General features: G+C 72.4%; 26 protein-coding genes and 3 tRNA genes. 8 read left to right on the forward strand and 21 right to left on the reverse strand.

The annotated features are described in order from the left end of the window. Nucleotides 1-34 precede the first annotated feature (34 nt). Both thiD and FB457_RS26850 read right to left on the reverse strand, forming a co-directional pair. Nucleotides 35-883, reverse strand: a complete 849-nt coding sequence (thiD, locus tag FB457_RS26845; protein WP_047018310.1) for a bifunctional hydroxymethylpyrimidine kinase/phosphomethylpyrimidine kinase — start codon at nucleotides 881-883, stop codon at nucleotides 35-37. Continuing rightward, the gene (locus FB457_RS26850; protein WP_047018309.1) at nucleotides 876-1,850 is read right to left on the reverse strand and encodes a thiamine-phosphate kinase; all 975 of its coding nucleotides are present in this window, start codon (nucleotides 1,848-1,850) and stop codon (nucleotides 876-878) included. The genes thiD and FB457_RS26850 overlap by 8 nt, the downstream gene beginning before the upstream one ends. A gap of 137 nt (nucleotides 1,851-1,987) precedes the next feature. On the opposite strand from FB457_RS26850, the gene FB457_RS26855 reads away from it, so the two are divergent. Together FB457_RS26855 and FB457_RS26860 are read left to right on the forward strand one after the other, a co-directional pair. Further along, nucleotides 1,988-2,221, forward strand: coding sequence for an Lrp/AsnC family transcriptional regulator (locus FB457_RS26855; RefSeq protein ID WP_018839656.1), 234 nt, complete (start codon nucleotides 1,988-1,990; stop codon nucleotides 2,219-2,221). Between the two features lie 23 nt (nucleotides 2,222-2,244). Further along, nucleotides 2,245-2,832 (forward strand): DUF3515 family protein, encoded by a 588-nt coding sequence (locus FB457_RS26860; protein ID WP_078898458.1) that lies wholly within the window; start codon nucleotides 2,245-2,247, stop codon nucleotides 2,830-2,832. Nucleotides 2,833-2,882: 50 nt separating this feature from the next. Here FB457_RS26860 and FB457_RS26865 read toward each other — a convergent pair whose 3' ends face one another. The 3 genes from FB457_RS26865 to FB457_RS26875 are packed head-to-tail and all read right to left on the reverse strand — an operon-like array spanning nucleotide 2,883 to nucleotide 5,868. Beyond that, a complete protein-coding gene (locus FB457_RS26865; RefSeq protein ID WP_047018308.1) occupies nucleotides 2,883-4,052 on the reverse strand; it encodes a D-alanine--D-alanine ligase family protein in 1,170 nt (389 codons plus the stop codon). A gap of 32 nt (nucleotides 4,053-4,084) precedes the next feature. Next, nucleotides 4,085-5,125 (reverse strand): NAD(P)H-dependent glycerol-3-phosphate dehydrogenase, encoded by a 1,041-nt coding sequence (locus FB457_RS26870; protein ID WP_047018307.1) that lies wholly within the window; start codon nucleotides 5,123-5,125, stop codon nucleotides 4,085-4,087. Then, entirely contained in the window at nucleotides 5,122-5,868 is a 747-nt protein-coding gene (locus FB457_RS26875; protein WP_047018306.1) for a lysophospholipid acyltransferase family protein, read from the reverse strand. The genes FB457_RS26870 and FB457_RS26875 overlap by 4 nt, the downstream gene beginning before the upstream one ends. A gap of 156 nt (nucleotides 5,869-6,024) precedes the next feature. On the opposite strand from FB457_RS26875, the gene cofC reads away from it, so the two are divergent. After that, nucleotides 6,025-6,834 carry a 2-phospho-L-lactate guanylyltransferase gene (gene cofC / locus FB457_RS26880; protein WP_047018305.1) on the forward strand — a complete coding sequence of 270 codons (810 nt, stop codon included), beginning with the start codon at nucleotides 6,025-6,027 and terminating at the stop codon, nucleotides 6,832-6,834. 24 nt (nucleotides 6,835-6,858) lie between these two features. Continuing rightward, nucleotides 6,859-7,062: a hypothetical protein gene (locus FB457_RS26885; protein ID WP_047018304.1), complete on the forward strand. Its 204-nt coding sequence runs from the start codon at nucleotides 6,859-6,861 to the stop codon at nucleotides 7,060-7,062. A gap of 120 nt (nucleotides 7,063-7,182) precedes the next feature. Here the strand turns inward: FB457_RS26885 and FB457_RS26890 are convergent, their stop codons facing one another. The 4 genes from FB457_RS26890 to leuC form a co-directional block, all read right to left on the reverse strand. Continuing rightward, nucleotides 7,183-7,845 (reverse strand): HU family DNA-binding protein, encoded by a 663-nt coding sequence (locus tag FB457_RS26890; protein WP_047018303.1) that lies wholly within the window; start codon nucleotides 7,843-7,845, stop codon nucleotides 7,183-7,185. Between the two features lie 127 nt (nucleotides 7,846-7,972). Beyond that, on the reverse strand, nucleotides 7,973-8,185 hold the full coding sequence (locus FB457_RS26895) for an SCO5555 family protein (protein ID WP_047018302.1): 213 nt from the start codon (nucleotides 8,183-8,185) through the stop codon (nucleotides 7,973-7,975). A 126-nt stretch (nucleotides 8,186-8,311) separates the two neighbouring features. After that, nucleotides 8,312-8,923, reverse strand: a complete 612-nt coding sequence (gene leuD / locus FB457_RS26900; RefSeq protein ID WP_047018301.1) for a 3-isopropylmalate dehydratase small subunit — start codon at nucleotides 8,921-8,923, stop codon at nucleotides 8,312-8,314. A gap of 3 nt (nucleotides 8,924-8,926) precedes the next feature. Further along, nucleotides 8,927-10,339, reverse strand: coding sequence for a 3-isopropylmalate dehydratase large subunit (leuC, locus tag FB457_RS26905; protein WP_125937356.1), 1,413 nt, complete (start codon nucleotides 10,337-10,339; stop codon nucleotides 8,927-8,929). A gap of 170 nt (nucleotides 10,340-10,509) precedes the next feature. Between leuC and FB457_RS26910 the strand changes: the two genes are divergently transcribed. Then, entirely contained in the window at nucleotides 10,510-11,226 is a 717-nt protein-coding gene (locus FB457_RS26910) for an IclR family transcriptional regulator (protein ID WP_047018299.1), read from the forward strand. Nucleotides 11,227-11,280: 54 nt separating this feature from the next. Here the strand turns inward: FB457_RS26910 and FB457_RS26915 are convergent. From FB457_RS26915 to FB457_RS26965, 11 genes are all read right to left on the reverse strand, one after another. Then, nucleotides 11,281-11,356: transfer RNA gene (locus FB457_RS26915), tRNA-Glu, on the reverse strand. A gap of 37 nt (nucleotides 11,357-11,393) precedes the next feature. After that, nucleotides 11,394-11,466 (reverse strand) — tRNA-Glu (locus FB457_RS26920). A 24-nt stretch (nucleotides 11,467-11,490) separates the two neighbouring features. After that, nucleotides 11,491-11,562: transfer RNA gene (locus FB457_RS26925), tRNA-Gln, on the reverse strand. Nucleotides 11,563-11,661: 99 nt separating this feature from the next. Then, entirely contained in the window at nucleotides 11,662-12,255 is a 594-nt protein-coding gene (locus tag FB457_RS26930) for a GTP-binding protein (RefSeq protein ID WP_078572953.1), read from the reverse strand. Further along, a complete protein-coding gene (locus tag FB457_RS36445; RefSeq protein WP_486589146.1) occupies nucleotides 12,236-12,883 on the reverse strand; it encodes a DUF742 domain-containing protein in 648 nt (215 codons plus the stop codon). The genes FB457_RS26930 and FB457_RS36445 overlap by 20 nt, the downstream gene beginning before the upstream one ends. An 89-nt stretch (nucleotides 12,884-12,972) precedes the next feature. Further along, nucleotides 12,973-13,386: a roadblock/LC7 domain-containing protein gene (locus tag FB457_RS26940; RefSeq protein WP_078524293.1), complete on the reverse strand. Its 414-nt coding sequence runs from the start codon at nucleotides 13,384-13,386 to the stop codon at nucleotides 12,973-12,975. Between the two features lie 9 nt (nucleotides 13,387-13,395). Beyond that, nucleotides 13,396-16,158, reverse strand: coding sequence for a sensor histidine kinase (locus FB457_RS26945; protein ID WP_145783559.1), 2,763 nt, complete (start codon nucleotides 16,156-16,158; stop codon nucleotides 13,396-13,398). A gap of 456 nt (nucleotides 16,159-16,614) precedes the next feature. Continuing rightward, nucleotides 16,615-17,208: a GTP-binding protein gene (locus FB457_RS26950; protein ID WP_078572953.1), complete on the reverse strand. Its 594-nt coding sequence runs from the start codon at nucleotides 17,206-17,208 to the stop codon at nucleotides 16,615-16,617. Continuing rightward, entirely contained in the window at nucleotides 17,189-17,599 is a 411-nt protein-coding gene (locus FB457_RS26955) for a DUF742 domain-containing protein (RefSeq protein ID WP_026276533.1), read from the reverse strand. The genes FB457_RS26950 and FB457_RS26955 overlap by 20 nt, the downstream gene beginning before the upstream one ends. A gap of 73 nt (nucleotides 17,600-17,672) precedes the next feature. Next, the gene (locus tag FB457_RS26960; RefSeq protein WP_047018298.1) at nucleotides 17,673-18,095 is read right to left on the reverse strand and encodes a roadblock/LC7 domain-containing protein; all 423 of its coding nucleotides are present in this window, start codon (nucleotides 18,093-18,095) and stop codon (nucleotides 17,673-17,675) included. Then, nucleotides 18,096-21,815 carry a nitrate- and nitrite sensing domain-containing protein gene (locus FB457_RS26965; RefSeq protein ID WP_145783548.1) on the reverse strand — a complete coding sequence of 1,240 codons (3,720 nt, stop codon included), beginning with the start codon at nucleotides 21,813-21,815 and terminating at the stop codon, nucleotides 18,096-18,098. Nucleotides 21,816-22,443: 628 nt separating this feature from the next. Here FB457_RS26965 and FB457_RS26970 point away from each other — a divergent pair. From FB457_RS26970 to gltX, 3 genes are read left to right on the forward strand one after another with little or no spacing between them, the layout of a single operon-like run. After that, complete coding sequence (locus FB457_RS26970) at nucleotides 22,444-22,638, forward strand: hypothetical protein (RefSeq protein WP_047018296.1); 195 nt, start codon at nucleotides 22,444-22,446, stop codon at nucleotides 22,636-22,638. 45 nt (nucleotides 22,639-22,683) lie between these two features. Next, nucleotides 22,684-23,496 (forward strand): fumarylacetoacetate hydrolase family protein, encoded by an 813-nt coding sequence (locus FB457_RS26975; RefSeq protein WP_047018295.1) that lies wholly within the window; start codon nucleotides 22,684-22,686, stop codon nucleotides 23,494-23,496. Between the two features lie 19 nt (nucleotides 23,497-23,515). Then, complete coding sequence (gltX, locus tag FB457_RS26980; protein WP_078898717.1) at nucleotides 23,516-24,994, forward strand: glutamate--tRNA ligase; 1,479 nt, start codon at nucleotides 23,516-23,518, stop codon at nucleotides 24,992-24,994. Between the two features lie 84 nt (nucleotides 24,995-25,078). Here gltX and FB457_RS26985 read toward each other — a convergent pair whose 3' ends face one another. Further along, a complete protein-coding gene (locus FB457_RS26985) occupies nucleotides 25,079-25,291 on the reverse strand; it encodes an acyl-CoA carboxylase epsilon subunit (RefSeq protein WP_047018293.1) in 213 nt (70 codons plus the stop codon). Nucleotides 25,292-25,458 lie beyond the last annotated feature (167 nt).

Genomic DNA, 25,458 nt, shown 5'->3' on the forward strand with positions numbered 1-25,458 from the left:
GCCCCCGGCCCGTACGGCACGGCGTCCCCGGGGCCTACGCCCCGCGCCGCCGCCAGCCGTGGTCCACGGGACCCGTCCCCGCCCCCAGCGGGAACCCCGCCGCGATCGCCCCCGTGACGTACTCCTTCGCCGCCGCCACCGCCTCCGGCACCGCCCGCCCCCGCGCCAGATACGCCGCGGCGGCGCTCGCCAGCGTGCAGCCCGTGCCGTGGGTGTGCCGCACGGGGATCCGGGGCGCGCGCAGCCAGTGCTCCTCCGTGCCGTCCGTCAGCAGGTCCACCGCGCCCTCGTCCGCCGGCAGATGGCCGCCCTTGACCAGCGCCCAGCGCGGCCCGTACGCGAGCAGCGCCGCCGCCGCCGGCCGCATGTCCGCCTCGCCCGCCACCCGGATCCCGGTCAGCCACGCCACCTCGGCCAGGTTCGGGGTGACGACGGTCGCGACCGGCAGCAGCCGGGTCCGCACCGTGTCCAGCGCCTCGGCCGCCAGCAGCCGGTCGCCGTGGGTCGAGACCCCCACGGGGTCGACCACGACCGGCGCGGGCGTCCCCGCCAGCAGCTCCGCGACCGCCGCCACCGTCTCGGCACCCGCGAGCATGCCGGTCTTGACGGCCTGGACCCCGATGTCGTCGACGACGCTGCGGAACTGGCCGCGCACCGCGGCCACCGGCAGCGTCCAACTGTCCTGCACCCCGAGCGAGTTCTGCGCGGTCACGGCGGTGACGACGCTCATGCCGTGCACGCCGAGCGCGAGCATCGTCTTCAGGTCGGCCTGGATGCCCGCGCCGCCGCCGGAGTCGGAGCCGGCGACGGTGAGCACCCGCGGCGGCGCGCTCGCGCCGCCCCCGCCGCCCTCCGGGCCCTCCGTGCCCGCCGGCTCAGCCACCGAAGTGGTCCCAGCCGGCCGCGCCCCGCCACGGCTCGCCGTCCACCGTCACCTGGGCCGCCGCCGACGGCGCCTGCACCTCGCCGACGACCCGCCACCGCGCGGGCAGCTTCACCTGCGGCGGGAAGGTCGCCACAATCGCGTGGTCCTCGCCGCCCGTCAGCACCCACTGCAGCGGGTCCACGCCCACCGCCTTGCCGATGTCCGCCATCTGTCCGGGCACGTCGAGGGCCGCGGTGCGGACGTCGATACGGACCTTCCCCGCCTCCGCGACGTGGCCGAGGTCGGCCAGCAGCCCGTCGCTGACGTCCGTCATCGAGGTGGCGCCGAGCGCGGCCGCCGCGGGGCCCGCCTGGTAGGGCGGTTCGGGGCGGCGGTGGGCCTCGACGAAGGCGCGGGGCGAGCGGAAGCCGCGCGCCAGCACGGCGTGACCGGCCGCGGACCAGCCGAGCCACCCGGTCACCGCCACCACGTCCCCGGGGCGGGCGCCGGCGCGGGTGACCGGCTCGTGGCCCTGCATGTCGCCGAGCGCGGTGATCGCGAGCGTGATGGCGTCGCCCCGTACGACATCGCCGCCGACGACGGCGGCGCCGGCGACCTGGCACTCGTCGCGCAGCCCGTCCATCAGCTCCGCGGGCCAGGTGACGAGCAGGTCGGCGGGGACGACGAGGCCGAGGAGCAGAGCGGTGGGGACGGCGCCCATGGCGGCGATGTCGGCGAGGTTCTGGGCGGCGGACTTGCGGCCCACGTCGTAGGCCGTGGACCAGTCGCGGCGGAAGTGCCGGCCCTCGATGAGCACGTCCGTGCTGGCCACGACCCGGCGGTCGGGGGCGCTGATGACCGCGGCGTCGTCCCCCGGACCGATCCGTACCGCGGGCGTCGTGGTCAGCCGGGAGGTCAGCTCCCGGATGAGCCCGAACTCGCCCAGCTCCCCCACGGTGCCCTGGCCCTGCCCGTGGCCCCTCATCGGATCGCTCCTTCCGTCAACCCGGCGCCCGCGGTCTCGCCCGTCACGGCCGCTCCCGACCCTCCCGCGCCGGCCGGAGTACGCGATACGGTTGCGTCTCCTCTCCCATGATCCTCGAAGCCGCCCCTGGAGGTTCCGTGGTACAGGCTTACATCCTGATCCAGACCGAGGTCGGCAAGGCGTCGGCCGTCGCCGAAGTCATCGCCAAGATCCCCGGAGTGATCCAGGCCGAGGACGTGACCGGTCCCTACGACGTGATCGTGCGCGCGCAGGCGGACACCGTCGACGAACTGGGCCGGCTCGTGGTCGCCAGAGTCCAGCAGGTGTCGGGGATCACCCGGACCCTGACCTGCCCGGTCGTCCATCTCTAGGCCCCCCGTATGCTCGGCCGGTGATGAGCACACCGTCCCGGCCGCCCCGCACGCCCCGGCGCCCCGGCGCCACGCACCGCGGCGCACGGAGCGAACGCCCCGCCCTGCACTTCCGCCCCACCCGGCCATACCGCTCCGCTCTCCGCCTGCCCGCCGCACTGCTGCTGCTCGCCGCCCCGCTCGCCTGTTCCGGTGGCGGCGGCGGCACGCCGCAGGTGGCCGTGCCGACCCCGCAGGGGAAGGCCGTGGACCACTGCCGCGCGCTCGCCGACCGGCTGCCCGGCACCGTCGACGGCCAGAGTCGCCGCGAGACCGATCCGGTCTCGGCGCTCACCGCCGGGTGGGGTGACCCGGCCGTCGAGCTGCGCTGCGGCGTGCCCAGGCCGGAGGTGCTCACGCCCGGGAGTGAACACTACAACCCCACCGCCGACGCGGTGAGCGTGAACGGCGTCGACTGGCTGTACGAGGAGCTGGACGACGGGGCCCGCTTCACCACCACGCAGCGCAGGGCCTTCGTGGAGGTCACCGTGCCCGGCGCGTACGCGCCCGAGGTGAACGCGCTGACGGACCTGGCGGAGGCGGTCGACAAGACCGTGCCCGGCACGCTCTGACGCCCCCGCGGGCCCGGGACCGGTCACGGGCCGCGGGCCGCAGGGGGCTGCTAGCGCAGCCCCGTCGAGCGGCGCAGCGCCGCCTGGATGAGCCGGTCGACCAGCTCCGGGTAACTCACGCCGGACTCCTGCCACATCCGCGGGTACATCGAGATGGGGGTGAAGCCGGGCATCGTGTTGATCTCGTTGATCACGAAGCCGCCGTCGGCGGTGCGGAAGAAGTCCGCCCGCACCAGCCCCTCGCAGGAGCACGCCTCGAACGCGGCGACCGCCAGCCGCTGCACCTCCGCGGTCTCCTCCGCGGTCAGCGGCGCCGGCACGATCCCGGCGGCGGAGTCGATGTACTTGGCCTCGAAGTCGTAGAAGTCGTGGCTGGTGGTCGGCGGGATCTCGGCGGGCACGCTGGCCCGCGGCCCGTCCTCGAACTCCAGCACGCCGCACTCGATCTCGCGCCCCTCGACCGCCGCCTCCACGATGATCTTCGGGTCGTGCCGGCGCGCCTCGGCGAGCGCGTCCTCCAGCGCGCCGAGTTCGCCGACCTTCGTGATGCCGATGGACGAACCCGCCCGCGCCGGCTTCACGAACACCGGCCACCCGTGGTCGGCGGCGAAGTCCACGATCTTCTTGCGGGCCGCCGCGCCCTCCTGCCCGGGGGCGCCCTGGTCCCACTCGCGCGGCCGGATCACGACGTACGGGCCGACCGGCAGCCCGTACGAGACGAAGACCCGCTTCATGTACTCCTTGTCCATGCCGACCGCGGAGGCCAGCACCCCGGAGCCCACGTACGGCACACCGGAGAGGTCGAGCATGCCCTGCAGCGTGCCGTCCTCGCCGTACGGGCCGTGCAGCATCGGGAAGACGACGTCGACCTCGCCGAGCGCCTTGGGCACCTGCCCCGGCTCGGCGTAGACGACCTCGCGGCTGCCGGGGTCCGCGGAGAGCACGACGGCGCCGTCCTCGGCCTCGTCGTCGACCAGTTCCTCCACGCGCGGCACCTGGCGGTCGGCGATGGCCATCCGCGCGGGGTCGTCCGCGGTGAGGGCCCAGCGGCCGTCCGCGGTGATGCCGATGGGCAGCACCTCGTACTTGTCCCGGTCGATGGCGGCCATGACGGCGCCCGCGGTGACGACGGAGATGCCGTGCTCGGAGCTGCGTCCGCCGAAAACGACGGCGACGCGCGGCTTGCGGCCCTGGCTTTCGTAGGAGTGCTCGCTGCTCATCGCTCGCAGACTACCCGCTGCGCCGGGCGACGTCAGTGTCCCTCCGCCTTGGCGCTGCGCGACATCAGCTCCTTCAGCGCCACGAGCGGCGGCTTCCCGTCGTGCACGATGCTCACCACGGTCTCCGTGATGGGCATGTCGACGGCGTGTCTGCGGGCCAGATCGAGCACCGACTCACAGGACTTGACGCCCTCGGCGGTCTGCCTGGTGGCGGCGATGGTCTCGGCGAGCGTCATGCCGCGGCCGAGGTTGGTGCCGAAGGTGTGGTTGCGGGAGAGCGGCGAGGAACAGGTGGCGACCAGGTCGCCCATGCCGGCCAGGCCCGCGAAGGTGCGCGGGTCGGCGCCGAGCACGGTGCCCAGGCGGGCGGTCTCGGCGAGGCCGCGGGTCATGAGCGACGCCTTGGCGTTGTCCCCGAGGCCCATGCCGTCGGCGATGCCGACGGCCAGCCCGATGACGTTCTTGACGGCGCCGCCGAGTTCGCAGCCGACGACGTCGGTGTTGGTGTACGGGCGGAAGTACGGGGTGTGGCAGGCGGTCTGCAGCCGGCGGGCCACCTCTTCGTCGGCGCAGGCGACGACGGCGGCTGCGGGCTGCCGGGCGGCGATCTCGCGGGCGAGGTTGGGCCCGGTGAGCACGGCGACCCGGCCGCGTACGCCGCCGGGACCGCCCGCGGGGCCCGCGCCGGCGCCCTGCTTGGCGACGACCTCCTCGATGACCTCGCTCATGCGCTTGGCGGTGCCCAGCTCGACGCCCTTCATCAGGCTCACGAGCACGGTGCCCGGGTCGAGCAGCGGCGCCCAGTGCTCCAGGTTGCCCCGGAGGGTCTGCGACGGCACGGCGAGCACCGTGAACTCGGCGTCCCGGGCGGCCTCGGCGGGGTCGGCGGTCGCGGTGACCGCGTCGGGGAGACGCACGCCCGGGAGGTAGTCGGGGTTCTCGCGGGTGGCGTTGAGGGCGTCGACGAGCGCGGCTCTGCGGCCCCACATCGTCACCCGGCAGCCGGCGTCGGCCAGCACCATCGAGAAGGCCGTGCCCCACGATCCGGTGCCGAAGACGGCGCAGCGCGTCACGAGTTCTCCTTACGGTCCGCGGAGCGGCGGCGCTGTTCGGCGCGTACGGTCTTCGGATCGAAGCGCTCCGCGGGCGCCTGCTCGCCGCGCAGCTCCTCCAGCAGGCGGGTGACGGCGTCCATGATGACCTCGGTGACCTCCGCGAGCACCTGCGGGGTGGGCTCCTTGCCGTAGAACTCCGACAGGTCCACCGGCTCCCCGGCGAGCAGGTGGAAGGTCTTGCGCGGGAAGGGCCGGGGCTTTCCGTACGGGGGCAGCAGCTCGTTGGCGCCCCAGTGGGCGACGGGGATGACGGGCGCCCTGGTGACGAGCGCGACCCGGGCGGCGCCGGTCTTGCCCTTCATCGGCCACAGGCCGGGGTCGCGGGTGAGCGTCCCCTCGGGGTAGAACGCGACGCACTCGCCGTCCTCGACGGCTTTGACCGCGGCCCGGAATGCTTTGGAGGCGTCGGTCGACTCGCGGTAGACGGGAATCTGCCCGGTGCCGCGCATCACGGTGCCGACGACGCCCTTCTTGAACAGTCCGTCCTTCGCCAGGAACCGCGGCACGCGGCCGGTGTTGTACTGGAAGTGGGCATAGAAGAACGGGTCCAGATACGAGTTGTGGTTGACGGCGGTGATGAATCCGCCGTCGGCCGGTATGTGCTCCGCGCCACGCCAGTCCCGCTTGACGAGCAGCCGCAGCGGGGGCTTGCAGATGGCCGCGACCAGCCGGTACCAGAAGCCGATCCTCCGCCGTGACACGGTCCTTTTCACCTTCCCGGATTTTCTTCGGTGCGCGTTTCGTGGCCGAAACAGTCTGGCCCCGGGTCTCACGTCTGTCGAGAACACCGTACGCCCATGTGACCGGGCCGCCCCGCCGCGCGCGGCACGGTCAGGTGACAATGGGGCGTAACGACGATGACGAAACGCACGGCACCAGCGCAGACGGAACTCCCCGGCCGACCGGACCGGCCGCTGTGGCATGTCGTCGTACCGCTGAAGCCGCTCGCGCTGGCAAAGTCCCGGCTGGGCCCGGCGGCGGGCGAGCCGGGACGGGGCCGGCTGGCGCTGGCGTTCGCGCTCGACACGGTCGGCGCGGCGCTCGGCTGCCCGGCGGTGGCCTCCGTCACGGTCGTCACCGACGACGCCGAGGCGGCGGGGCAACTGACGGCGGCGGGGGCGCGGGTCGTACCTGACGCACCGCGGGCGGGGCTGAACGCCGCGCTCGCGCACGGGGAGCAGCGGGTACGGGCGGCGGCGCCCGGCGCGGCCGTCGCGGCGCTCAACGCGGATCTGCCGGCGCTGCGCCCCGCGGAGCTGGCCAGGGTGCTCGCGGCGGCGGGCGGCGGCCGGGCGTTCCTGGCCGACGCCCCGGGGGTGGGCACGACGCTGCTGGCGGCGGACGCGGGAGCGGCGCTGGCGCCGGGCTTCGGGGTCGCGTCGCGGGCGCGGCACCTGGCGTCGGGGGCGCGGGAGATCGGGCTGCGCGGGGTGGACTCCGTGCGGCAGGACGTCGATACGGGCGCCGACCTGCGGGCCGCAATGGCGCTGGGGGTGGGGCGGCACACGGCGGCGGCGCTGGACCGCCTGGCGGCGTGCGGCCGCGAGGTCCGCGACGGGGAGGGGGCCCGCGAGGGGGACGGGGTCCGGGGCCGGGACGGGGCCCCTGCCGGGTGCCCCGGGCACGCCCCGGGTACGCGGGCTGCGTCCGACGGCGTGTGCGGCTGAGCGCCGGCCGGTAACCTGCGGCGCATGCAGGCCACAGCGTTCACGTACGACCCGCAGACCGGCAGCGGCAGCGTGCTCCTCGACGACGGCACGCCGCTGCCCTTCGACGGCGCCGCGTTCGCGGCGGGCGGGCTGCGGCTGCTCAGGCCGGGGCAGCGGGTGCGGATCGAGACCGAGGGCGCGGGCGAGGAGCGCAGGATCGTCCTGGTGACGCTGCAGACCTTCTGAGGCCGCGGCCCCGGGGCGCCGCCCGGTCCCTTACGGCGGCCTGCGGCCGGGCCCGGACATGCCGCGGGCCGGTCTCCCCGAGGGGAGCCGGCCCCGCTTGCGGACCCTGCGCCGGGTCCGTCATCGCTTCCTGGCAGTGGTCTTCTTCGCGGTGGTCCGCCGGCCGGCGGCCTTGCGGGCCGGCGCCTTCTTGGCGGTCGCCTTCTTCGCCGGGGCCTTCTTGGCCGACTTCTTGGCGGCCGTCTTCTTGGCGGCGGCCTTCTTCGCCGACGACTTCTTGGCCGTCGTCTTCTTCGCCGAGGACTTCTTGGCGGTGGCGGTCCTCTTCGCCGGCGCCTTCTTGGCCGCGGTCTTCTTGGCCGTCGTCTTCTTCGCGGTGGCCTTCTTGGCGGCGGCGGTGGCCTTCTTGGTGGCCTTCTTGGCGGCGGCCTTGGCGGTGGTCTTGGTGCCGCCGGACAGGCTGCCCTTCGGGGCCTTCTTCACGGCCGTGTCGTGCTTCGGCAGCCGCTTGGTGCCCGAGACGAGGTCCTTGAAGCCCTGGCCCGCGCGGAAGCGGGGCACGGAGGTCTTCTTGACCCGGACGCGCTCGCCGGTCTGCGGGTTACGGGCGTAGCGCGCCGGACGCTCCACCTTCTCGAAAGAGCCGAAGCCCGTGACCGATACGCGCTCGCCGGAGACGACCGCACGAATGATCGCGTCGAGGACGGCGTCCACGGCGTCGGCGGCCTGCTGGCGGCCACCCATCTTGTCGGTAATAGCTTCAACGAGCTGGGCCTTGTTCACGTCTTCCCCTTCTGAGGCATTGATTGCCGGAACGAAATGTTCAAGCTTTTTCGCACGTTAGGCAGATATATACCGCAAATCAAAGGCAAAACGTCTCTCATCACCCTTGTGTCGCAACGGACTACCGCTACGAGCGCGCGTCCAGCTCCCGCCGCAGCCGCTCCAGCCGCCTTGCGGCTCCGGCGAGATCGTGCTTCGCGGCACCCGTGATGGCGAGCAGGCGCCTTGTCAGCTCTGCCCGTTCGGCGTCCGTCGCGGCCACCTCGCGCACCTGGCGGTGGGCCTCCTTCAGCCCGGCGGCGACGGCCTCGTAGAGCGCGAGTTGGCCGTCGGGATCCATGCGCCGATTGTGTCATCTGCGGTGAGTTGTCGCTCGTCGGCATGCCAACGCGGCGGCGCGCGAAGCCCCGCGCCCGCCACCGGTCGGTGGCGGGCGCGGGGCTTCGGCTGGGGCGGAAACCGCCGGTCAGCCCTGTACGGTCTGCGGCTTGAACGCCGGCCGGGCCGCCTCGAAAGCGGCGATGTCGGCTTCGTACCGAAGGGTGATGCTGATGTCGTCGAGACCGTTCAGCAGCCGCCAGCGGGCGTTCTCGTCCAGCTCGAACGAGGCGGCGAACGCGGGCTCCCCCGCCGTACCGCCGGCGCGCACCTCCAGGGCCTGGAGGTCGACCGTCACCTCGGTCCGCGGGTCGGCCTCGGCCAGCTCCCACAGCCGCTCGACGTCCGGCTGCGGCAGCACGACGGTCAGCAGGCCGTTCTTGAGCGAGTTGCCGCGGAAGATGTCGGCGAAGCGGGACGAGACGACGGCCTTGAAGCCGTAGTTCTGCAGCGCCCACACGGCGTGTTCGCGGGACGATCCGGTGCCGAAGTCCGGGCCGGCCAGCAGCACGCTACCGCCCCGGTACGCCGCGTCGTTCAGCACGAACTCCGGGTCCTTGCGCCACGCCTCGAAGAGGCCGTCCTCGAAGCCGTCCCGGGTGACCTTCTTCAGCCAGTGGGCCGGGATGATCTGGTCGGTGTCGACGTTGCTGCGGCGCAGCGGCACGGCGCGCCCGGTGTGGGTGGTGAAGGCTTCCATGGATCAGACCTCCGCGGTGATCAGGTCGGCCGGGGAGGACAGCCGGCCGGTCACGGCGGTGGCCGCGGCGACCTGCGGGGAGACCAGGTGCGTACGGCCGCCCTTGCCCTGCCTGCCCTCGAAGTTGCGGTTGGAGGTGGACGCCGAGCGCTCGCCGGGGGCGAGCTGGTCGGGGTTCATACCCAGGCACATCGAGCAACCGGCGTGCCGCCATTCGGCCCCGGCGGCGGTGAACACCTTGTCGAGCCCCTCCTCGACGGCCTGCAGCGCGACCCGTACGGAGCCGGGCACGACCAGCATCCGTACGCCGTCGGCGACCTGCCTGCCGTTCACCACCTCGGCGGCGGAGCGCAGGTCCTCGATCCGGCCGTTGGTGCAGGAGCCGACGAACACGGTGTCGACCGCGATCTCGCGCAGCGGCTGCCCCGCGGTGAGGCCCATGTACTCCAGCGCCTTCTCCGCCGCCTGCCGCTCGCTGGCGTCGTCGAAGGACGCCGGGTCGGGCACCTGCGCCGACAGCGGCGCGCCCTGCCCGGGGTTGGTGCCCCAGGTGACGAACGGGGCCAGCTCGGCGGCCTCGATGACGACCTCCCGGTCGAAGACCGCGTCGTCGTCGGTGCGCAGCGTGCGCCAGTATTCGACGGCCGCGTCCCAGCCGGAGCCCTCCGGGGCGTGCGGGCGGCCCTTGAGGTACGCGAACGTCGTCTCGTCCGGGGCGACCATCCCGGCGCGCGCGCCGGCCTCGATGGACATGTTGCAGATCGTCATCCGCGCCTCCATCGAGAGCTTCTCGACGGCCTCGCCGCGGTACTCGATCACGTAGCCCTGCCCGCCGCCGGTGCCGATGCGGGCGATGATCGCGAGGATCAGGTCCTTGGCGGTGACGCCCTCGGGCAACTCGCCGTTGACGGTCACGGCCATGGTCCTGAACGGGGCCATCGGCAGCGTCTGGGTGGCGAGCACGTGCTCGACCTGGCTGGTGCCGATGCCGAACGCCAGCGCGCCGAACGCGCCGTGCGTGGAGGTGTGGCTGTCGCCGCAGACCACGGTGGTGCCCGGCTGGGTGAGCCCGAGCTGCGGGCCGACGACGTGCACGACGCCCTGCTCGACGTCGCCGAGCGGGTGCAGCCGGACGCCGAAGTCGGCGCAGTTCTTGCGCAGGGTCTCCAGTTGCGTACGCGAGACCGGGTCGGCGATGGGCTTGTCGATGTCGAGAGTGGGGGTGTTGTGGTCCTCGGTGGCGATGGTGAGGTCGGTCCTGCGCACCGGCCGGCCCGCCTTGCGCAGGCCGTCGAAGGCCTGCGGGCTGGTCACCTCGTGCAGCAGGTGGAGATCGATGAAGAGAAGGTCGGGCTCGCCCTCCGCGCGCCGGACGACATGGTCGTCCCAGACCTTCTCCGCGAGTGTCCTTCCCATCGCATTCCCATCGTCGTCGATTGCGAACTGCGTGTGCGCATGTCCGTGCCGGTGCCCGCAGGCACCGTCCGCTCCCCTCGCGCCGGACGGGGCGCGGTCCCCCCCCAGGGTGACGCGTTCCCCGGAAATTTGAACTTGCGTTTCACAGTGTGAGACGTGAGTATCGTTGCATGGACAACTCTAGCGGCGTCGGCGTACTCGACAAGGCGGCTGTGGTACTGAGCGCGCTGGAGTCCGGTCCGGCCACCCTCGCCGGGCTGGTCTCCGCGACCGGTCTCGCCCGCCCCACGGCCCACCGCCTCGCGGTGGCGCTGGAACACCACCGGATGGTGGCGCGGGACATGCAGGGCAGGTTCATCCTCGGCCCCCGGCTCGCCGAGCTGGCGGCGGCGGCCGGTGAGGACCGGCTGCTGGCCGCGGCCGGCCCGGTGCTCACGCACCTGCGGGACGTCACGGGCGAGAGCGCCCAGCTCTACCGGCGCCAGGGCGACATGCGCATCTGCGTCGCGGCCGCCGAGCGGCTCTCGGGGCTGCGCGACACCGTCCCGGTGGGCTCCACGCTGCCGATGAAGGCCGGCTCGGCGGCGCAGGTGCTGCTCGCCTGGGAGGAGCCCGAGCGGCTGCACCGGGGGCTGCAGGGCGCCCGGTTCACGGCCACGGCGCTGTCGGGCGTACGGCGCCGGGCGTGGGCCCAGTCCGTCGGGGAGCGGGAGCCGGGGGTGGCGTCCGTCTCGGCGCCCGTGCGCGGCCCGTCGAACCGCGTGGTGGCCGCCGTCTCGGTCTCCGGACCGATCGAGCGGCTGACCCGGCACCCGGGGCGGATGCACGCCCAGGCGGTCGTGGACGCCGCCGCGCGGCTCACGGACGCGCTGCGCAGGACGGGCTGAGGCCCGCCGGGCACGGGAAAGGGCCCCCCGCGGGAGGCCCTTCGAAGTCTGCGCTGGTACCCCCGACCGGATTCGAACCGGCGCTACCGCCTTGAGAGGGCGGCGTGCTAGGCCGCTACACAACGGGGGCCTTTGGACGATCCTCTCCTCGCGATGGAGAGGACCTGTACCCCCGACCGGATTCGAACCGGCGCTACTGCCTTGAGAGGGCAGCGTGCTAGGCCGCTACACAACGGGGGCGTGTACATCTGCAACTGCGTTGCGCTGGGGTACCAGGACTCGAACCTAGACTAACGGAACCAGAATCCGTCGTGCTGCCAATTACACCATACCCCACCAAAACACAACCCCCGTCGCGGGGGCTCTGTTCCGGTGGCCGCCGTTCCCGGCGACGGACAGAACATTACCCGATCGCGGACCGCACTCCAAAACGGGTTAGCGGAGCCGGGCCATGAGGGCGTGCTCGACCAGCGTGATCAGCGTGGACTTGGACTCGGAGCGCTGGCGGGCGTCCGTGGTGAGGATCGGCGTCTCGGGCCCGATCTGCAGCGCCTCACGCACCTCGTCCGGCGAGTACGGCTGATGACCGTCGAACCCGTTCAACGCGATCACGAACGGCAACCCCGAGTTCTCGAAGTAATCCACCGCAGGGAAACAATCCGCCAACCGCCGCGTATCCACCAGCACCACCGCACCGATGGCACCACGCACCAGATCGTCCCACATGAACCAGAAACGATCCTGACCAGGCGTCCCAAACAGATACAGGATCAAATCCTGATCCAACGTGATACGACCAAAATCCATCGCCACCGTCGTCGTGGTCTTCCCCGACACCTGCGACAGATCATCGATCCCCGCAGACGCCGACGTCATCACCGCCTCGGTACGCAACGGATTGATCTCCGACACCGAACCGACGAACGTGGTCTTCCCCACCCCGAAACCACCCGCCACCACGATCTTCGCCGACGTGGTCGCACGAGCCGGAGAAGAACCGGCCACACCACTAGAGCTTGCGAAGTCCACTGAGCACCCTTTCGAGCAAAGTCACATCTGGCTGGCCCCCCGCGGCTTCGCCGCCGCCCGGCTGGTGGATCGTGACCAGGCCGGCTTCCGCGAGGTCGGCCACGAGGATGCGCGCGACGCCCAGCGGGAGGGTCAGCAACGCGGAGACCTCCGCGACCGACTTGAGTTCATAGCACAGTCGGCAGATGCGCTGGTGCTCGGGGAGCTGGGAAGTGAGGCGGGAGGGGTCGGCAGTGGTCTGCACCAATGCCTCGATGGCGAGCTGATAACGCGGCCGGGTCCGGCCGCCGGTCACGGCGTACGGGCGCACCAGCCGGGACTGCGGGCTGCGGAGCGCGCGGGCGCCGCGGGCCGCAGCCGCGGACTGGGGCTGCGCCGCGGGCGCGGGACTGCCCCGGTGCTGCGCCGGGCCGCCGCCGTGCGGAGACGGCGACGGGTGCTGCGGCTCCCCCGGGGACGAGGGCACGCCGGGGGCCGCGTACGGTACGCCGGGAGCGCCCGGCTGCGGGGGCATACCGTGCTGCGGGGGCATCCCGTGCTGCGGCGGCATGCCCGGCCGGTCGGACTGCGGGCCGTAGCCGTATCGCCAGTCCTCACCGCCGTGAGGTACCTCTTGGTGCGCTGCCACTGCGTTCCCCTTCCCCGACGGCGTGCCGGAGCGTCACTGCACTCGACGCACCTTAGCCCGGCGAGCAGGCAACGTGCATCGGTTGTCGGCTAGTTCAGCAGGCTGCCCTGCAGCTCCGCGCGCAGGTCGGGGGTGAGCACGGCGCCCGCCCGGTCGACCAGCAGCGCCATCTCGTAGCCCACCAGACCGATGTCGCACTCCGGGTGCGCCAGCACGGCGAGGGCCGAGCCGTCGGAGATCGACATGATGAAGAGGAAGCCGCGCTCCATCTCCACCACCGTCTGGTTGACGTAGCCGCCCTCGAAGATCCGCGAGGCGCCGGCCGTCAGCGACGTCAGTCCGGATGCCACCGCCGCCAGTTGGTCGGCACGGTCACGGGGGAAGCCGTCGGACATCGCGAGGAGGAGTCCGTCGGCGGAGACCACCACCGTGTGCGACACCCCCGGGGTGTTGTCCACGAAATTGGTGATCAACCAGTTCAGGTTCTGCGCCGCCTGGCTCATCGGGCTCACCTAACGCTCCTGATCGTATGTGCCGGGGCCCACGCCCGGTCCGTCATTCCGCTGCGGCCCCCGCTCGCGGCCCTGCTGGACACCGCGGCGCAGATTGCTCAGCCTGCCGCGCACGTCCTCCGGGGCCCGGGAGACCTGTGGGCCTCCCAGCGGCGCCTGCTCCGCGGTGCCCTCCACCAGGTTCTGGCGGGGCACCCGCCGGGGAAGGCCCGCGGGGGTGACCCCGCCCGCCTTCGGTTCGCGCACCTGCCCGGCGCGCTCCCAGCGTTCGTCGTTCGCCGACCTCCACTCGTCGTCGGCCGGCGCCGGCTCCGGTTCGCCGAAGCCGAAGCCCCCGCGGCCGGTGCCGAGCTGTGCCGTAGATTCCGCTTCCGGTACTGCCGGGCTGTCGTACGCGCCCTGCCCCGTCCAGTGGTTCGACGCGGGGCCGGGCTCTGCTTGGCCGTAGGTATCGTACGCGGGCTCCGGCGAGATACCCCCGGGCGTGAAGGCATCCGTACCGGCGGCCTCCGCTTTCGGGTCGCGGAAGCCGGGCGTACGGTCCTGCGCCGCCGCTTCCAGCGCGGCCCTGCGCTCCTCGCGCAGCAGCGAGCGCTGGATGGGGTCGAAGACCCCCTCCTGCCCGCCGAGCGCGGGCATGGCCGGGCGCTCCGGCTCGACCTGCGGGTACGGGGAGTCGTCGAAGCCCAGCTCGGCCGCGCTGCGCGGCCGGCCGCCGGCGAAGCCGTTCCCTGCGGGCTGGAAGGAGGGGCGGTCGGCGACGATCCGGGAGACGGTAAACTCGTCGTGCTGCTCGGGCGCCTCGGTGGCGCCGCCGAAGGCGATGGCCTCGGGGAGCATCACCAGCGAGGTCGTGCCGGACTGCTCGCCGGACGGGCGCAACTGCACGCGGATGCCGTGCCGGTCGGCGAGCCTGCCGACCACGAACAGGCCCATGCGCTGCGAGATCGCGACGTCCACGGTGGGCGGGTTGGCGAGCCGGTGGTTGATGTCCGCGAAGTCCTCGGCGGTCAGGCCGATGCCCTTGTCGTGGATCTCGACCATCACCCGGCGGTCGGGCAGCCGGGTGGCGGTGACCCGGACCTTGGTGTGCGGCGAGGAGAACGTGGTGGCGTTCTCCAGCAGCTCGGCGAGGAGGTGCACGAGGTCGGTGACGGCGCTGCCGTGGATCTCGCTGTCCGGCACGCCCTCCAGCTCGATGCGCTCGTACGACTCGACCTCCGAGGTCGCCGCGCGTAGCACGTCGACGAGCGGGACCGCCTCGTCCATGTGCCGGCCGGTGTCCTCGCCCGCGAGCACCAGCAGGTTCTCGCCGTTGCGGCGCATGCGGGTGGCGAGGTGGTCCATGTGGAACAGGTTCTCGAGCTGCTCCGGGTCCGCCTCGTGGTCCTCCAGGCCGGAGATGAGCTCGAGCTGGCGCTCGATGAGGCCCTGGTTGCGCCGGGAGAGGTTGGTGAAGATCGCGTTGAGGTTGCCCCGCAGCAGCGCCTGCTCGGCGGCCAGCCGGACGGCCTCGCGGTGCACCTGGTCGAAGGCGCGGGCGACCTCGCCGATCTCGTCCCTGCTGTGCAGCGGGATGGGCTGCACACGGGTGTCCACCCGGCCGGGGTCGGTGCGGGAGAGCTGGTCGACCAGCATCGGCAGCCGCTGCTCGGCGATGCCGAAGGCGGAGTTGCGCAGCAGCCGCATGCTGCGGCCCATGGAGCGGGCCATCATCGCGGCGATGACGAAGCCGATGAGCAGCGCGCCTACCGCGATGGCGGCGCCGACGACGGTGTCGCGCTTGGCGGACTCGACGATCTCGTGGGCGTCGGCGACGGCGCGGTCGGCGAACTCGATCTCGACGGTGCGGTACGCGGCGATGGGCACGCTCGTGGCCGCGTACCACGTCTGCGGGGTGATGCCCTGCTCGGCGAGATCCGCGGGCGTGACGTCCTCGCCGATGCTCGCGACGCCGGCGAGCATCGCCGCGGGCTCCGGCGGGGCGGTGAACTCGCCGCCGCCGCCCTCGGCCTCGCGCTGCGCCTCGGCGAGCCGCTGCTTGGCCTCTTCCTCCTGGTCGGCCAGCGCGTCCTTGAGCATGCGGTTGTCGGCGGCGGTGCTGCCGGTCCTGAACTCGTCGAGGGCGATGGGCTCCAGATACGCGAAGGAGGCGAGCGCGGTCTTCTCCCCGGCCAGCACCCCGGCCTTCTCCGGCGGGCTGACGAGCAGCTCGGTGCCGATGGAGCGGACCAGCGAGGCGGAGGACTTGGCGAGCGAGATCGCGTACATCGCGCGGCCGTAGGTGGTGATGTTGCTGGTGCCCAGGCCGACCTCGTTGGCGAAGGTCATCAGCGGGCGGTACATCTGCGCGTACCCGAGGTGGGTGTCGGTGCCGGCCGCCTGAGGAGTGAACGCCGCCTGGCGCATCTTCTCCAGGTTCTTCTCCTGGTCCCGGAAGGCGTCCAGCCGGCGCTGCAGGCCGGGCTTGTCCGGCATGTCCTCGACCTGCCGGTCGAACTCGGCGGCGGCGGCGTCGGTGGCCTTGCGCGCCTCGGTCACGCGGCTCGCCTCGCGGTCTCCGTGCAGCAGGGGCTGCACGGAGACGTCGCGCTCGGCCATGAGACGCTCTGCGTAGTCGCCGGCGGCCTTGGCGACCTTGGCGGTGTTCTCCGCGTCCTGGGCCTCCTGCCAGGTGTCCACGGAGCTGTTCACCTGGAAGCCCGCGAAGACGATGGCCACGAGCACCGGGATCAGCAGGATCGCGTTGAGCCGCGTCGCCACCCGCCAGTTGCGGGGTGAGAACCGGCTGCCGCTGGGCGGCGGGGCCGGCTGCGCCCCGGCAGGGGGCGGCACCGCCGCGTGCGACGGCGGGCTGAAGTTGCCCCGCGCCTCCTGTGCGGGACCCTTGCTGCTGCGCCTCACCGGACCAACAACCTCTCGGCCTACTCTCGGGTCAGTTCCTCGAATTCCAGCACGCCGCGCGGCACATTCCAAACGCCTGTCGAGGACTTCGTACGATCACGCAGGCACCGTCAAAAAGGGCGTAAGCGGCGCCAACCGACAAAGTGCAACCACGGCATCAGCGGAACGGAGTCGACCGCCTGCGTCCTGTGCAACGCACCCCCTCAATCTGCTTCCAAACGTTATCAACGGCTCAGGGGCAGGTTGCACCGTACGGTGCAACCTGCCCCTGGCGGAGTCTCCGGCCGCGGCGTGCGGCCCGGGCGGCGGGCGCGGTCAGCGCAGCCGGGCCATGAGGGCGTGCTCGACCAGCGTGATCAAGGTCGACTTGGACTCGGAGCGCTGGCGGGCGTCCGTGGTGAGGATCGGCGTCTCGGGCCCGATCTGCAGCGCCTCACGCACCTCGTCCGGCGAGTACGGCTGATGACCGTCGAACCCGTTCAACGCGATCACGAACGGCAACCCCGAGTTCTCGAAGTAATCCACCGCAGGGAAACAATCCGCCAACCGCCGCGTATCCACCAGCACCACCGCACCGATGGCACCACGCACCAGATCGTCCCACATGAACCAGAAACGATCCTGACCAGGCGTCCCAAACAGATACAGGATCAAATCCTGATCCAACGTGATACGACCAAAATCCATCGCCACCGTCGTCGTGGTCTTCCCCGACACCTGCGACAGATCATCGATCCCCGCAGACGCCGACGTCATCACCGCCTCGGTACGCAACGGATTGATCTCCGACACCGAACCGACGAACGTGGTCTTCCCCACCCCGAAACCACCCGCCACCACGATCTTCGCCGACGTGGTCGCACGAGCCGGAGAAGAACCGGCCACACCACTAGAGCTTGCGAAGTCCACTGAGCACCCTTTCGAGCAAAGTCACATCGGGGGTTCCGTCGGCATCCGTGCCGCCGCCGGGCTGGTGAATGGCCACGAGACCGGCCTCGGCCAGGTCGGCGACCAGAATGCGCGCGACGCCCAGCGGCAGGGTCAGCAGCGCGGAGACCTCGGCGACCGATTTCACCTCGCGGCACAGGTGGCAGATCCGCTGGTGCTCCGGAAGCAGCCCCTGCAGCCGCATCGGGTCGGCCGACGTGCTCACCAGGGCCTCGATGGCGAGCTGATAACGGGGCCGGGTCCGGCCGCCGGTCATGGCATAGGGCCGGACCAGCGGCTGATCGCCTTCACCTTCGTAGGGCTGATGCTGGGCACCACCGTACGAGTCGGGTGAGGCGGGTGGCGGGGTCATGGATCCTCCGGGCGGGAACATGGCCGATGGGGAAGGTCTGATAAAAGCGGTCGGCCGGGCGGCCGGCCGTGGTTCAGTTCAGCAGGCTGCCCTGCAGCTCCGCGCGCAGATCGGGGGTGAGCACCGCGCCCGCCCGGTCGACCAGCAGCGCCATCTCGTAACCAACCAGGCCGATATCGCACTCCGGGTGCGCCAGCACGGCGAGCGAGGAACCGTCGGAGATCGACATGATGAAGAGGAAGCCTCGCTCCATCTCCACCACCGTCTGGTTCACGCTGCCGCCTTCGAAAATGCGGGAGGCACCGGCCGTCAGCGACGTCAGCCCCGACGCCACCGCCGCAAGCTGGTCGGCACGGTCCCGCGGAAAGCCGTCGGACATCGCCAGCAGCAGTCCGTCGGCGGAGACCACCACCGTGTGCGACACCCCCGGGGTGTTGTCCACGAAATTGGTGATCAACCAGTTCAGATTCTGCGCCGCCTGGCTCAATGGACTCAACTAACGCTCCTGCTGATAGGTGGGACCAAAGCCGTTGCCGCCGAGGGTCTCACCGGTGCCGCCGGCCTGGCGGCCCCGCTGGATCCCCCGGCGCAGGCTCGTGAGCCTGCCGCGCACATCGTCGGGCGCGCGCGAGACCTGGGTCCCGCTGGCGTTCGAGGACTCCTGCGCGGTGCCCGCCACGAGGTTGGCGCGCGGCACCCGCCTCGGCAGCCCCGACGTGGTGACGCCGCCGGCCTGCGGGGTGCGCAACTGCTCCGCGCGGCGCCAGCGGTCGTCGTTGGGAGAGGGGCGCCAGGCCGCTGCGGGGGTGGCCGTGGCCGGCTGCGGCGCGGGAGCGGAGGGTTCGGCCGCGGCGTCCTGGTCAGGTTCCGCGACGGTGTGTACGTCGGCCGGGGGCTGCTCGGCGGTGGTGGCCGCGGGGGCCTGCCCGCGGCCGCGGCTCTCGCGGAACCAGTTGGACTCCATCGACTCGAAGATCGGCGTGGGTTCGTCGCCCCGGGTGGGTACGGGGGCGCCGTCGAGCAGGCCGTCGTCGAGGGGCGATTCGGCCCGCTGCGCCGGTACGGCCGCCGGGTACTCGCCGGTGTCGCCGGGGCCGGGGCCCTGGCCGGGCATCGCGTACTCACCGGTGTCACCGGGACCCGGACGCCGGCCGGGCATCGCGTACTCACCGGTGTCACCGGGACCCGGACGCCCGCCCGGCATCGCGTACTCCCCCGTGTCGCCCGGGCCGGGCCGCCGGCCGGGCATGGCGTACTCGCCCGTGTCACCGGGACCCGGACGCGCCACCGGGTGCTCGCCCGTGTCGTACGACGCGGGGGCAGCCGAGGGCAGCGCGTGGGCGCCGGTGTCCTGCGGGCCGCCGCCGGGGCGGGCCACGGGGTGCGCCCCGGTGTCGCCCGGACCGGACTGCGGGCGGCGCTGCAACGGCGGCGCCGGGTGCTCGCCGGTGTCCTGCGGGGCGCCGTACGCGGCCGACTCGCCGGGTACGGGCGCCTGCGGGGAGCGCGGCGGCGGCACGGAGCCGAACGCCGGGATGCCTGCGGCGCCGCCGGGCGGCGGGCCCGCGGTGTCGGGGCGGGAGAACTGCGTGGTGTCGGCGTCGTCGTGCTGCCGCGGGCCCTCGTGCCGGTCGCGGCCGGAGTCGCGCAGCCCGGCGCCGGTGTGCTGGGCCTCCGCGGGCTCGCGGGCACCGGAGTCGGCGCCCGGCCTGCCGGGCAGCCCGGAACGGCCGGGCGAGGACCCGAGGCCGCTACCCGAATGGGAGTTCGCCCCCGGTGCGGCGCCGAAGGCCGAACCCCCCGGGAAGGCGGAGCCCGTACCGGAGCCGGACGAGCGGCCGAAGGCCGAACCGGCGCCCGCCGGTTCGCGCCCGGGCAGCCCGGGCCGCTGGCCGGGACCGCCGGGGCCGCCCGCACCGCCGGGCCCGCCGGAGCCGCCGACGTCGCGGCTGGGCAGCGCGGGCCGGCCGGGACCTGCGCCCGCCCCCACCTGGCCGCGCTGCTGCGCGGCGCCGAGCCTGCTCATCGCGCCCGCGCGGGCCGCGGCACCGCCGCGCCCCGGGGAGCCGTTGCCGGCGCCCGCGCCGGGTGCGCCGGACGCGGCGCCCGCCGGCTGCTTGCCGCCCGCGCCGCCGCCGTTCTGCGTGACGTCGACGGGGAGCATGACCAGCGCGGTGGTGCCGCCGGAGTCGGAGGGGCGCAACTGGATGCGGATGCCGTGCCGCAGGGACAGCCGGCCGACCACGAAGAGGCCCATGCGGCGGGAGACGGAGACGTCGACCGTGGGCGGGCTGGCCAGCCGCTCGTTGATCGCCCCGAGGTCCTCGGGCGACAGGCCGATGCCGGTGTCGTGGATCTCCACGAGCACCCGGCCGTCGGGCAGCGCGTGGCCCGTGACCTTCACCTTGGTCTGCGGGGAGGAGAACGACGTGGCGTTCTCCAGCAGCTCGGCCAGCAGGTGCACGAGGTCGTTGACGACGCGGCCGGCGACCTGGGTGGCGGGCACGGCGGAGAGTTCGATGCGCTCGTACTGCTCCACCTCGGAGGCGGCGGCGCGCAGCACGTCGACCAGCGGGACCGGGCGGGTCCACCGGCGGCCCGGCTCCTCGCCCGCGAGGACGAGGAGGTTCTCGCCGTTGCGGCGCATGCGGGTCGCGAGGTGGTCGAGCTTGAAGAGGTTCTCGAGCTGGTCCGGGTCCGCCTCGCGGGACTCCAGTTCGGATATGAGTGAGAGCTGACGCTGGATGAGGCCCTGGCTCCGGCGCGAGAGGTTGGTGAACATCGCGTTCACGTTGCCCCGCAGCAGCGCCTGCTCGGCGGCCAGCCGGACCGCCTCGCGGTGCACGTCGTCGAACGCGGACGCCACCTTGCCGATCTCGTCCCGGCTGCGGATGCCCACGGTCTCGACGGAGGTGTCGACGTCCTGCGGGTCGGCGTCGGAGAGCTGCCTGACCAGCTCGGGCAGCCGCTTCTGGGCGACGGTCTGCGCGGTGTCCTGCAGCCGGCGCAGCGAGCGGACCATGGAGCGGGCGACGACGAAGGCGCCGGCGAGCGAGATGAGCAGGACGAGGAGGATCAGCACGCCGTTGAAGATCGCGTCGTTCTGGGCCTCGGACCGCAGATCGCGCGCAGTCTGCTCCATCTCCTGGAGCAGGTGCTGCTCGATCTTCTTCATCTCTTCGATCTTGACGCTGTCCAGCTCGTACCAGTGCCGGTAGCTCATGTCGGCGTTCTTGATGCTGTCCGGGTTGTTCACCAGGTTCTTGGCGAACGTGTCGGCCTGCTGCACGGAGGCGTTGCCGCCGTCCAGCGAGCGCATCAGATCCGTCAGACCGATCCGGCCCGAGTAGAGGTGGGCGAAGAGCTTGAGCGAGGAGCTCTCCGCCTCCTGGGCGGAGGCGGCTTCCAGCCGGTCGGCCTCGGCGAACTCGTCGCGCGGCTCCTCGGCGAGGGCGGCGCTGATGATCGCCTGCTGGACGGACGCGTACTCCTTGGCGGAGGAGAAGGTGGCCAGCGCCCGGGTCTTGGCGATCATGTCCGGGTTGCTGGTCGCCAGGGCCATGTCCTGGGAGAGCGAGACCAGGGAGTCGACCAGTTCGCCGTACGCCTTGACCGTCTGGGCGGCGCCGCCGGTGTCGTCCGAATAGGCCGTCTTGCGAATGCTGTTGATCTTGTTGAGCTTCTCGATGACGCTCGTGAGCGAGTTGTTGACCCCGGCGAGGTCCTCGTCGTCGGTGGTGTCGATCTCGTCGGCGGACCGGGTGAAGGCGATCAGGGCCTTGTCGGTCTCGTCGCGGGCGTCGGTGATGTCCGGGTGCTTCGGGTTGCCGTCGACGATGAGGCCGGCCGACTTGTCGCGCTCCTGCTGGAGCATGTCGGCGAGTTCGGTGGCCTCTTCCGTCATGTCCGTCAGCAGCTTCATGTTCTCGAGCTGCTGCAGGTTCTGCCAGGAGTCCTCGATGCGGAAAGCTCCCAGCGTGGTCGCGGCGACCACGGGGAGCGCGAGGAGCGAGACAAGTCTGGTGCTGATGCGCCAGTTGCGCAGCAGGATCCGGGAGCCCGGGCCCTTGGAGCCCTTGGGCTGCTGCATGCTGGCGAAGTCGCCGGCCTCGGGCGCGGGTATTCGGGCGCCGCCGCGGTCGGCGTTCCGGTCCGGCGAGGAGCTCGCGCTCTGGCCGTACCGAAGGGAGGCTGCGCGGTCGGTCTTCCCACGCACCTCAGGCTCGCCCGGAACGCTGCCGTCAGTCTTCAATCGTCCCTGCACTAGCGTCGCAACCTCTAGGACCGGCTCCGGCGCATGCGCCGGAGCGTTCGTCTGGTCGTGCCGGAGCTTAGGCCCCCGCCCGCCGTGAACCAACCGGCGCACGCTCCCCGCACAGCCCCCCGCGTGGCGCCCCGTTGCGCCCTCTGCGTCGACTGCACTCCAGCGACGGTCCGTGGAATTCCAGCACAGGCCGGGATCTCCAACAAGGCCCGGGGGTAACAGCTCGACCGCAACTACGCACCGTGCCAGACAGATTACACATGGTTGACGCGACGGGTGGGGATAACGGACATTTTCTTACGAGGTGCATGGCGCGGGCCCGTGTCCCGGGTCGCGCCTATCGGTCGGGAAATGTCGCCCCTGTAGGTAGATGGCCCGTTTCAGCCCGACGTCAGGGCCGACGATATTTGGCTTTCGTCACCGACGAGGTGAGGAAAGTCACAATGCCGTACGGGATGGGTCCCGGCGGTGCGGGGAATAGCGGCCCTTTACCCTTCCCTTGACACAGCGAATCATTCCGTAAAGCTCGGTCTCGTCGGCCCGACAGCGGGCCCCGGCACGTAAGGCGCGCGTAACCCTCATGATCTTCCGCACCATAGCCAACCCGCGGCGCACCACCCTCGCCCACCTCGACGACGCCGGGGACCTGCTGCTTCCCGAGCCGCCCGAGGCGGTCGCCGCCCGGATCGCCGCCGCGGCCCCGGCCGTCCAGCCGCCGGAGCGCACCGCGAACCCGCGCCGTACGGTGCTGGAGGAGATCCCGTCCGGCGCCTGACCCGCGCGGCACGGCGCCCGGCGGCGGGGCGATAACCTGGGCCCCGTGCGTATCGCCAGGTTCTCCGTCGACGGCAGCGTCGCGTTCGGTGTGGTCGAGGGCTCCGACGGCTTCGACGGGGCGGGCGCCCCGCGGGGCGAGGTCACCCTCGACGTGATCAAGGGCCATCCCTTCGCCGAGTTCGAGCGGTCCGGCCGCAAGCTCCCGCTGGACAAGGTGCGGTTGCTGCCCCCCGTCCTCCCCAACAAGGTCGTCGCGATCGGCCGCAACTACGCCGAGCACGCCGCGGAGCTGGGCAACGAGGTGCCGGAGGTGCCCGTCACCTTCTTCAAACCGTCCACCTCGGTGATCGGGCCCGGCGACCCCATCGCGTACCCCTCCTTCTCCGAGGACCTGCAGCACGAGGCGGAGCTGGCCGTCGTCATCGGCCGGCTCTGCCGCGACGTGCCGCTGGAGCGGGCCCAGGACGTGATCCTCGGCTACACCTGTGCGAACGACGTGACCGCACGGGACGTCCAGCGGCGCGAGAAGCAGTGGGCCAGGGCCAAGGGCTTCGACACCTCCTGCCCGCTCGGCCCCTGGGTCGAGACGGACCTGGGGCCGGAGAGGATCGCCGGGGGCATCGCCATCCAGTGCACCGTCAACGGCGCCCAGCGCCAGCTCGGCAGCACCACGGACCTGATCCGCTCGGTCCCGGAGCTGATCGTGCACGTCACCGAGGCGATGACGCTGCTGCCCGGCGACGTCATCCTCACCGGGACCCCCGCGGGCGTCGGCCCGCTCCACGACGGCGACGAGGTCGCCGTCACCATCGAAGGCATCGGCACTCTCGCCAACAAGGTGATCAAGCGTGGCTAGCGCAGCCCCCCCGGCCCCCCTGCGGGTCCGCTTCTGTCCCTCCCCCACCGGCAACCCCCACGTGGGCCTGGTGCGCACCGCCCTCTTCAACTGGGCGTACGCCCGCCACACCGGCGGCTCGCTGGTCTTCCGGATCGAGGACACCGACGCGGCCCGCGACTCCGAGGAGTCATACGAGCAACTGCTCGACTCGTTCCGCTGGCTCGGCATCGACTGGGACGAGGGCCCCGAGGCCGGCGGCCCGCACGCGCCGTACCGGCAGTCGCAGCGCATGGACGTCTACGCCGACGTGGCCGGCCGGCTCCAGGACGCCGGACACGCCTACCGCTGCTACTGCACCGCGGCGGAGCTGGAGGAGCGCCGCGAGGCGGCGCGCGCGGCGGGGCGGCCCTCCGGGTACGACGGGCACTGCCGCGACCTGAGCACCGAGCAGGTGGCCGCGTACGAGGCCGAGGGCCGCACCTCGATCGTGCGCTTCCGCATGCCGGACGAGACGATCACCTTCACCGACCTGGTCCGCGGCGAGCTGACCTTCGCACCCGAGAACGTCACGGACTACGGGATCGTGCGCGCCAACGGTGCCCCGCTCTACACCCTGGTCAACCCCGTCGACGACGCGCTGATGGAGATCACGCACGTGCTGCGCGGCGAGGACCTGCTCTCCTCCACCCCGCGGCAGATCGCGCTCTACCGCGCGCTGATCGACCTCGGCGTCGCCAAGCGGGTGCCGGACTTCGGCCACCTGCCGTACGTCATGGGCGAGGGCAACAAGAAGCTCTCCAAGCGCGACCCGCAGGCTTCGCTCAACCTCTACCGGGAGCGCGGCTTCCTGCCCGAGGGACTGATCAACTACCTCTCGCTGCTGGGCTGGTCGCTCTCCGCCGACCGGGACGTCTTCACCCGTGAGGAGCTGGTCGCGGCCTTCGACATCGCCGACGTCGTGCCCAACCCGGCCCGCTTCGACCTGAAGAAGGCCGAGGCCATCAACGCGGACCACATCCGCATGCTCGACGTGAAGGACTTCGCCGAGCGCTGCGCCCCCTGGCTGCGGGCGCCGCACGCCCCGTGGCCGGCGGAGTCGTTCGACCCCGACGCCTTCGCGGCGGTGGCGCCGCTGGCGCAGACGCGGCTGACCGTGCTCTCCGACATCACCGCCAACGTCGACTTCCTCTTCCTCGACGAGCCGGTGTTCGACGAGAAGTCGTGGGACAAGGCCATGAAACCGGGGCAGCCGGGCGCGGCCGACCTGCTGCGCACGGCGCGCGCGAAGCTGGCGGCGGCCGAGTGGTCGGCTGAGCCGCTGAAGGAGGCGGTGCTCGCGGCGGGCGAGGAGCACGGCCTGAAGCTGGGCAAGGCGCAGGCGCCGGTACGGGTCGCGGTGACGGGGCGGACGGTGGGGCTGCCGCTCTTCGAGTCCCTGGAGGTGCTGGGCCGCGAGCGGACGCTGGCGCGCGTGGACGCGGCGCTGAAAAGGCTGGCGGCGGAGCCGCGGAGCTGAGGCGGCGCGGGCGCCGACGACGCGTGAAGGCCCCGCCTGCGGCGGGGCCTTCGGTGTGCGCGGGGCCGGGTGTCGCCGGCCGGGTCAGCGCTGCCAGCTGTGCGGGGCACGGAACCCGTGCTGGCGCTCCAGCCGGCGCCAGCGTGCCGCGGAGCCGCCGTGCCCGCCGTGGCGGGCGTGCGTCGGCTGCGGGGCGGCGGCGCGGGCGAGGAGCACCGCGGTGAGCGCGGCGAGCTCCTCCTCGCTGGCCTCGCCCTTCTCGACGCGGACGAGGTTCTCGGTGTGCTGCGTGGTCACGTGTGTGCTCCTGGGCTGTTCTGCGCGGTCGGCTGCGGGCTGCGGGGCGTGTGGAGGCGGCGGGGTCACTGCGGCGGGTTGCCGTGCTTGCGCGCCGGCAGGTCCGCGTGTTTCGTACGCAGCATCGCCAGGGACCGGATGAGGATCTGGCGGGTGTCCACGGGGTC

The organism is Streptomyces sp. CNZ287, assembly GCF_007827615.1.

Coding starts and splice junctions, on each gene's coding strand:
- FB457_RS26865 (WP_047018308.1), bottom strand. CDS start 4,052: ATGAGCAGCGAGCACTCCTACGAAAGCCAGGGCCGCAAGCCGCGCGTC.
- cofC (WP_047018305.1), top strand. CDS start 6,025: ATGACGAAACGCACGGCACCAGCGCAGACGGAACTCCCCGGCCGACCG.
- FB457_RS26895 (WP_047018302.1), bottom strand. CDS start 8,185: ATGGATCCCGACGGCCAACTCGCGCTCTACGAGGCCGTCGCCGCCGGG.
- FB457_RS26860 (WP_078898458.1), top strand. CDS start 2,245: ATGAGCACACCGTCCCGGCCGCCCCGCACGCCCCGGCGCCCCGGCGCC.
- FB457_RS26955 (WP_026276533.1), bottom strand. CDS start 17,599: ATGACCCCGCCACCCGCCTCACCCGACTCGTACGGTGGTGCCCAGCAT.
- FB457_RS26850 (WP_047018309.1), bottom strand. CDS start 1,850: ATGAGGGGCCACGGGCAGGGCCAGGGCACCGTGGGGGAGCTGGGCGAG.
- FB457_RS26970 (WP_047018296.1), top strand. CDS start 22,444: ATGATCTTCCGCACCATAGCCAACCCGCGGCGCACCACCCTCGCCCAC.
- leuD (WP_047018301.1), bottom strand. CDS start 8,923: ATGGAAGCCTTCACCACCCACACCGGGCGCGCCGTGCCGCTGCGCCGC.
- FB457_RS26885 (WP_047018304.1), top strand. CDS start 6,859: ATGCAGGCCACAGCGTTCACGTACGACCCGCAGACCGGCAGCGGCAGC.
- leuC (WP_125937356.1), bottom strand. CDS start 10,339: ATGGGAAGGACACTCGCGGAGAAGGTCTGGGACGACCATGTCGTCCGG.
- FB457_RS26910 (WP_047018299.1), top strand. CDS start 10,510: ATGGACAACTCTAGCGGCGTCGGCGTACTCGACAAGGCGGCTGTGGTA.
- FB457_RS26940 (WP_078524293.1), bottom strand. CDS start 13,386: ATGAGCCAGGCGGCGCAGAACCTGAACTGGTTGATCACCAATTTCGTG.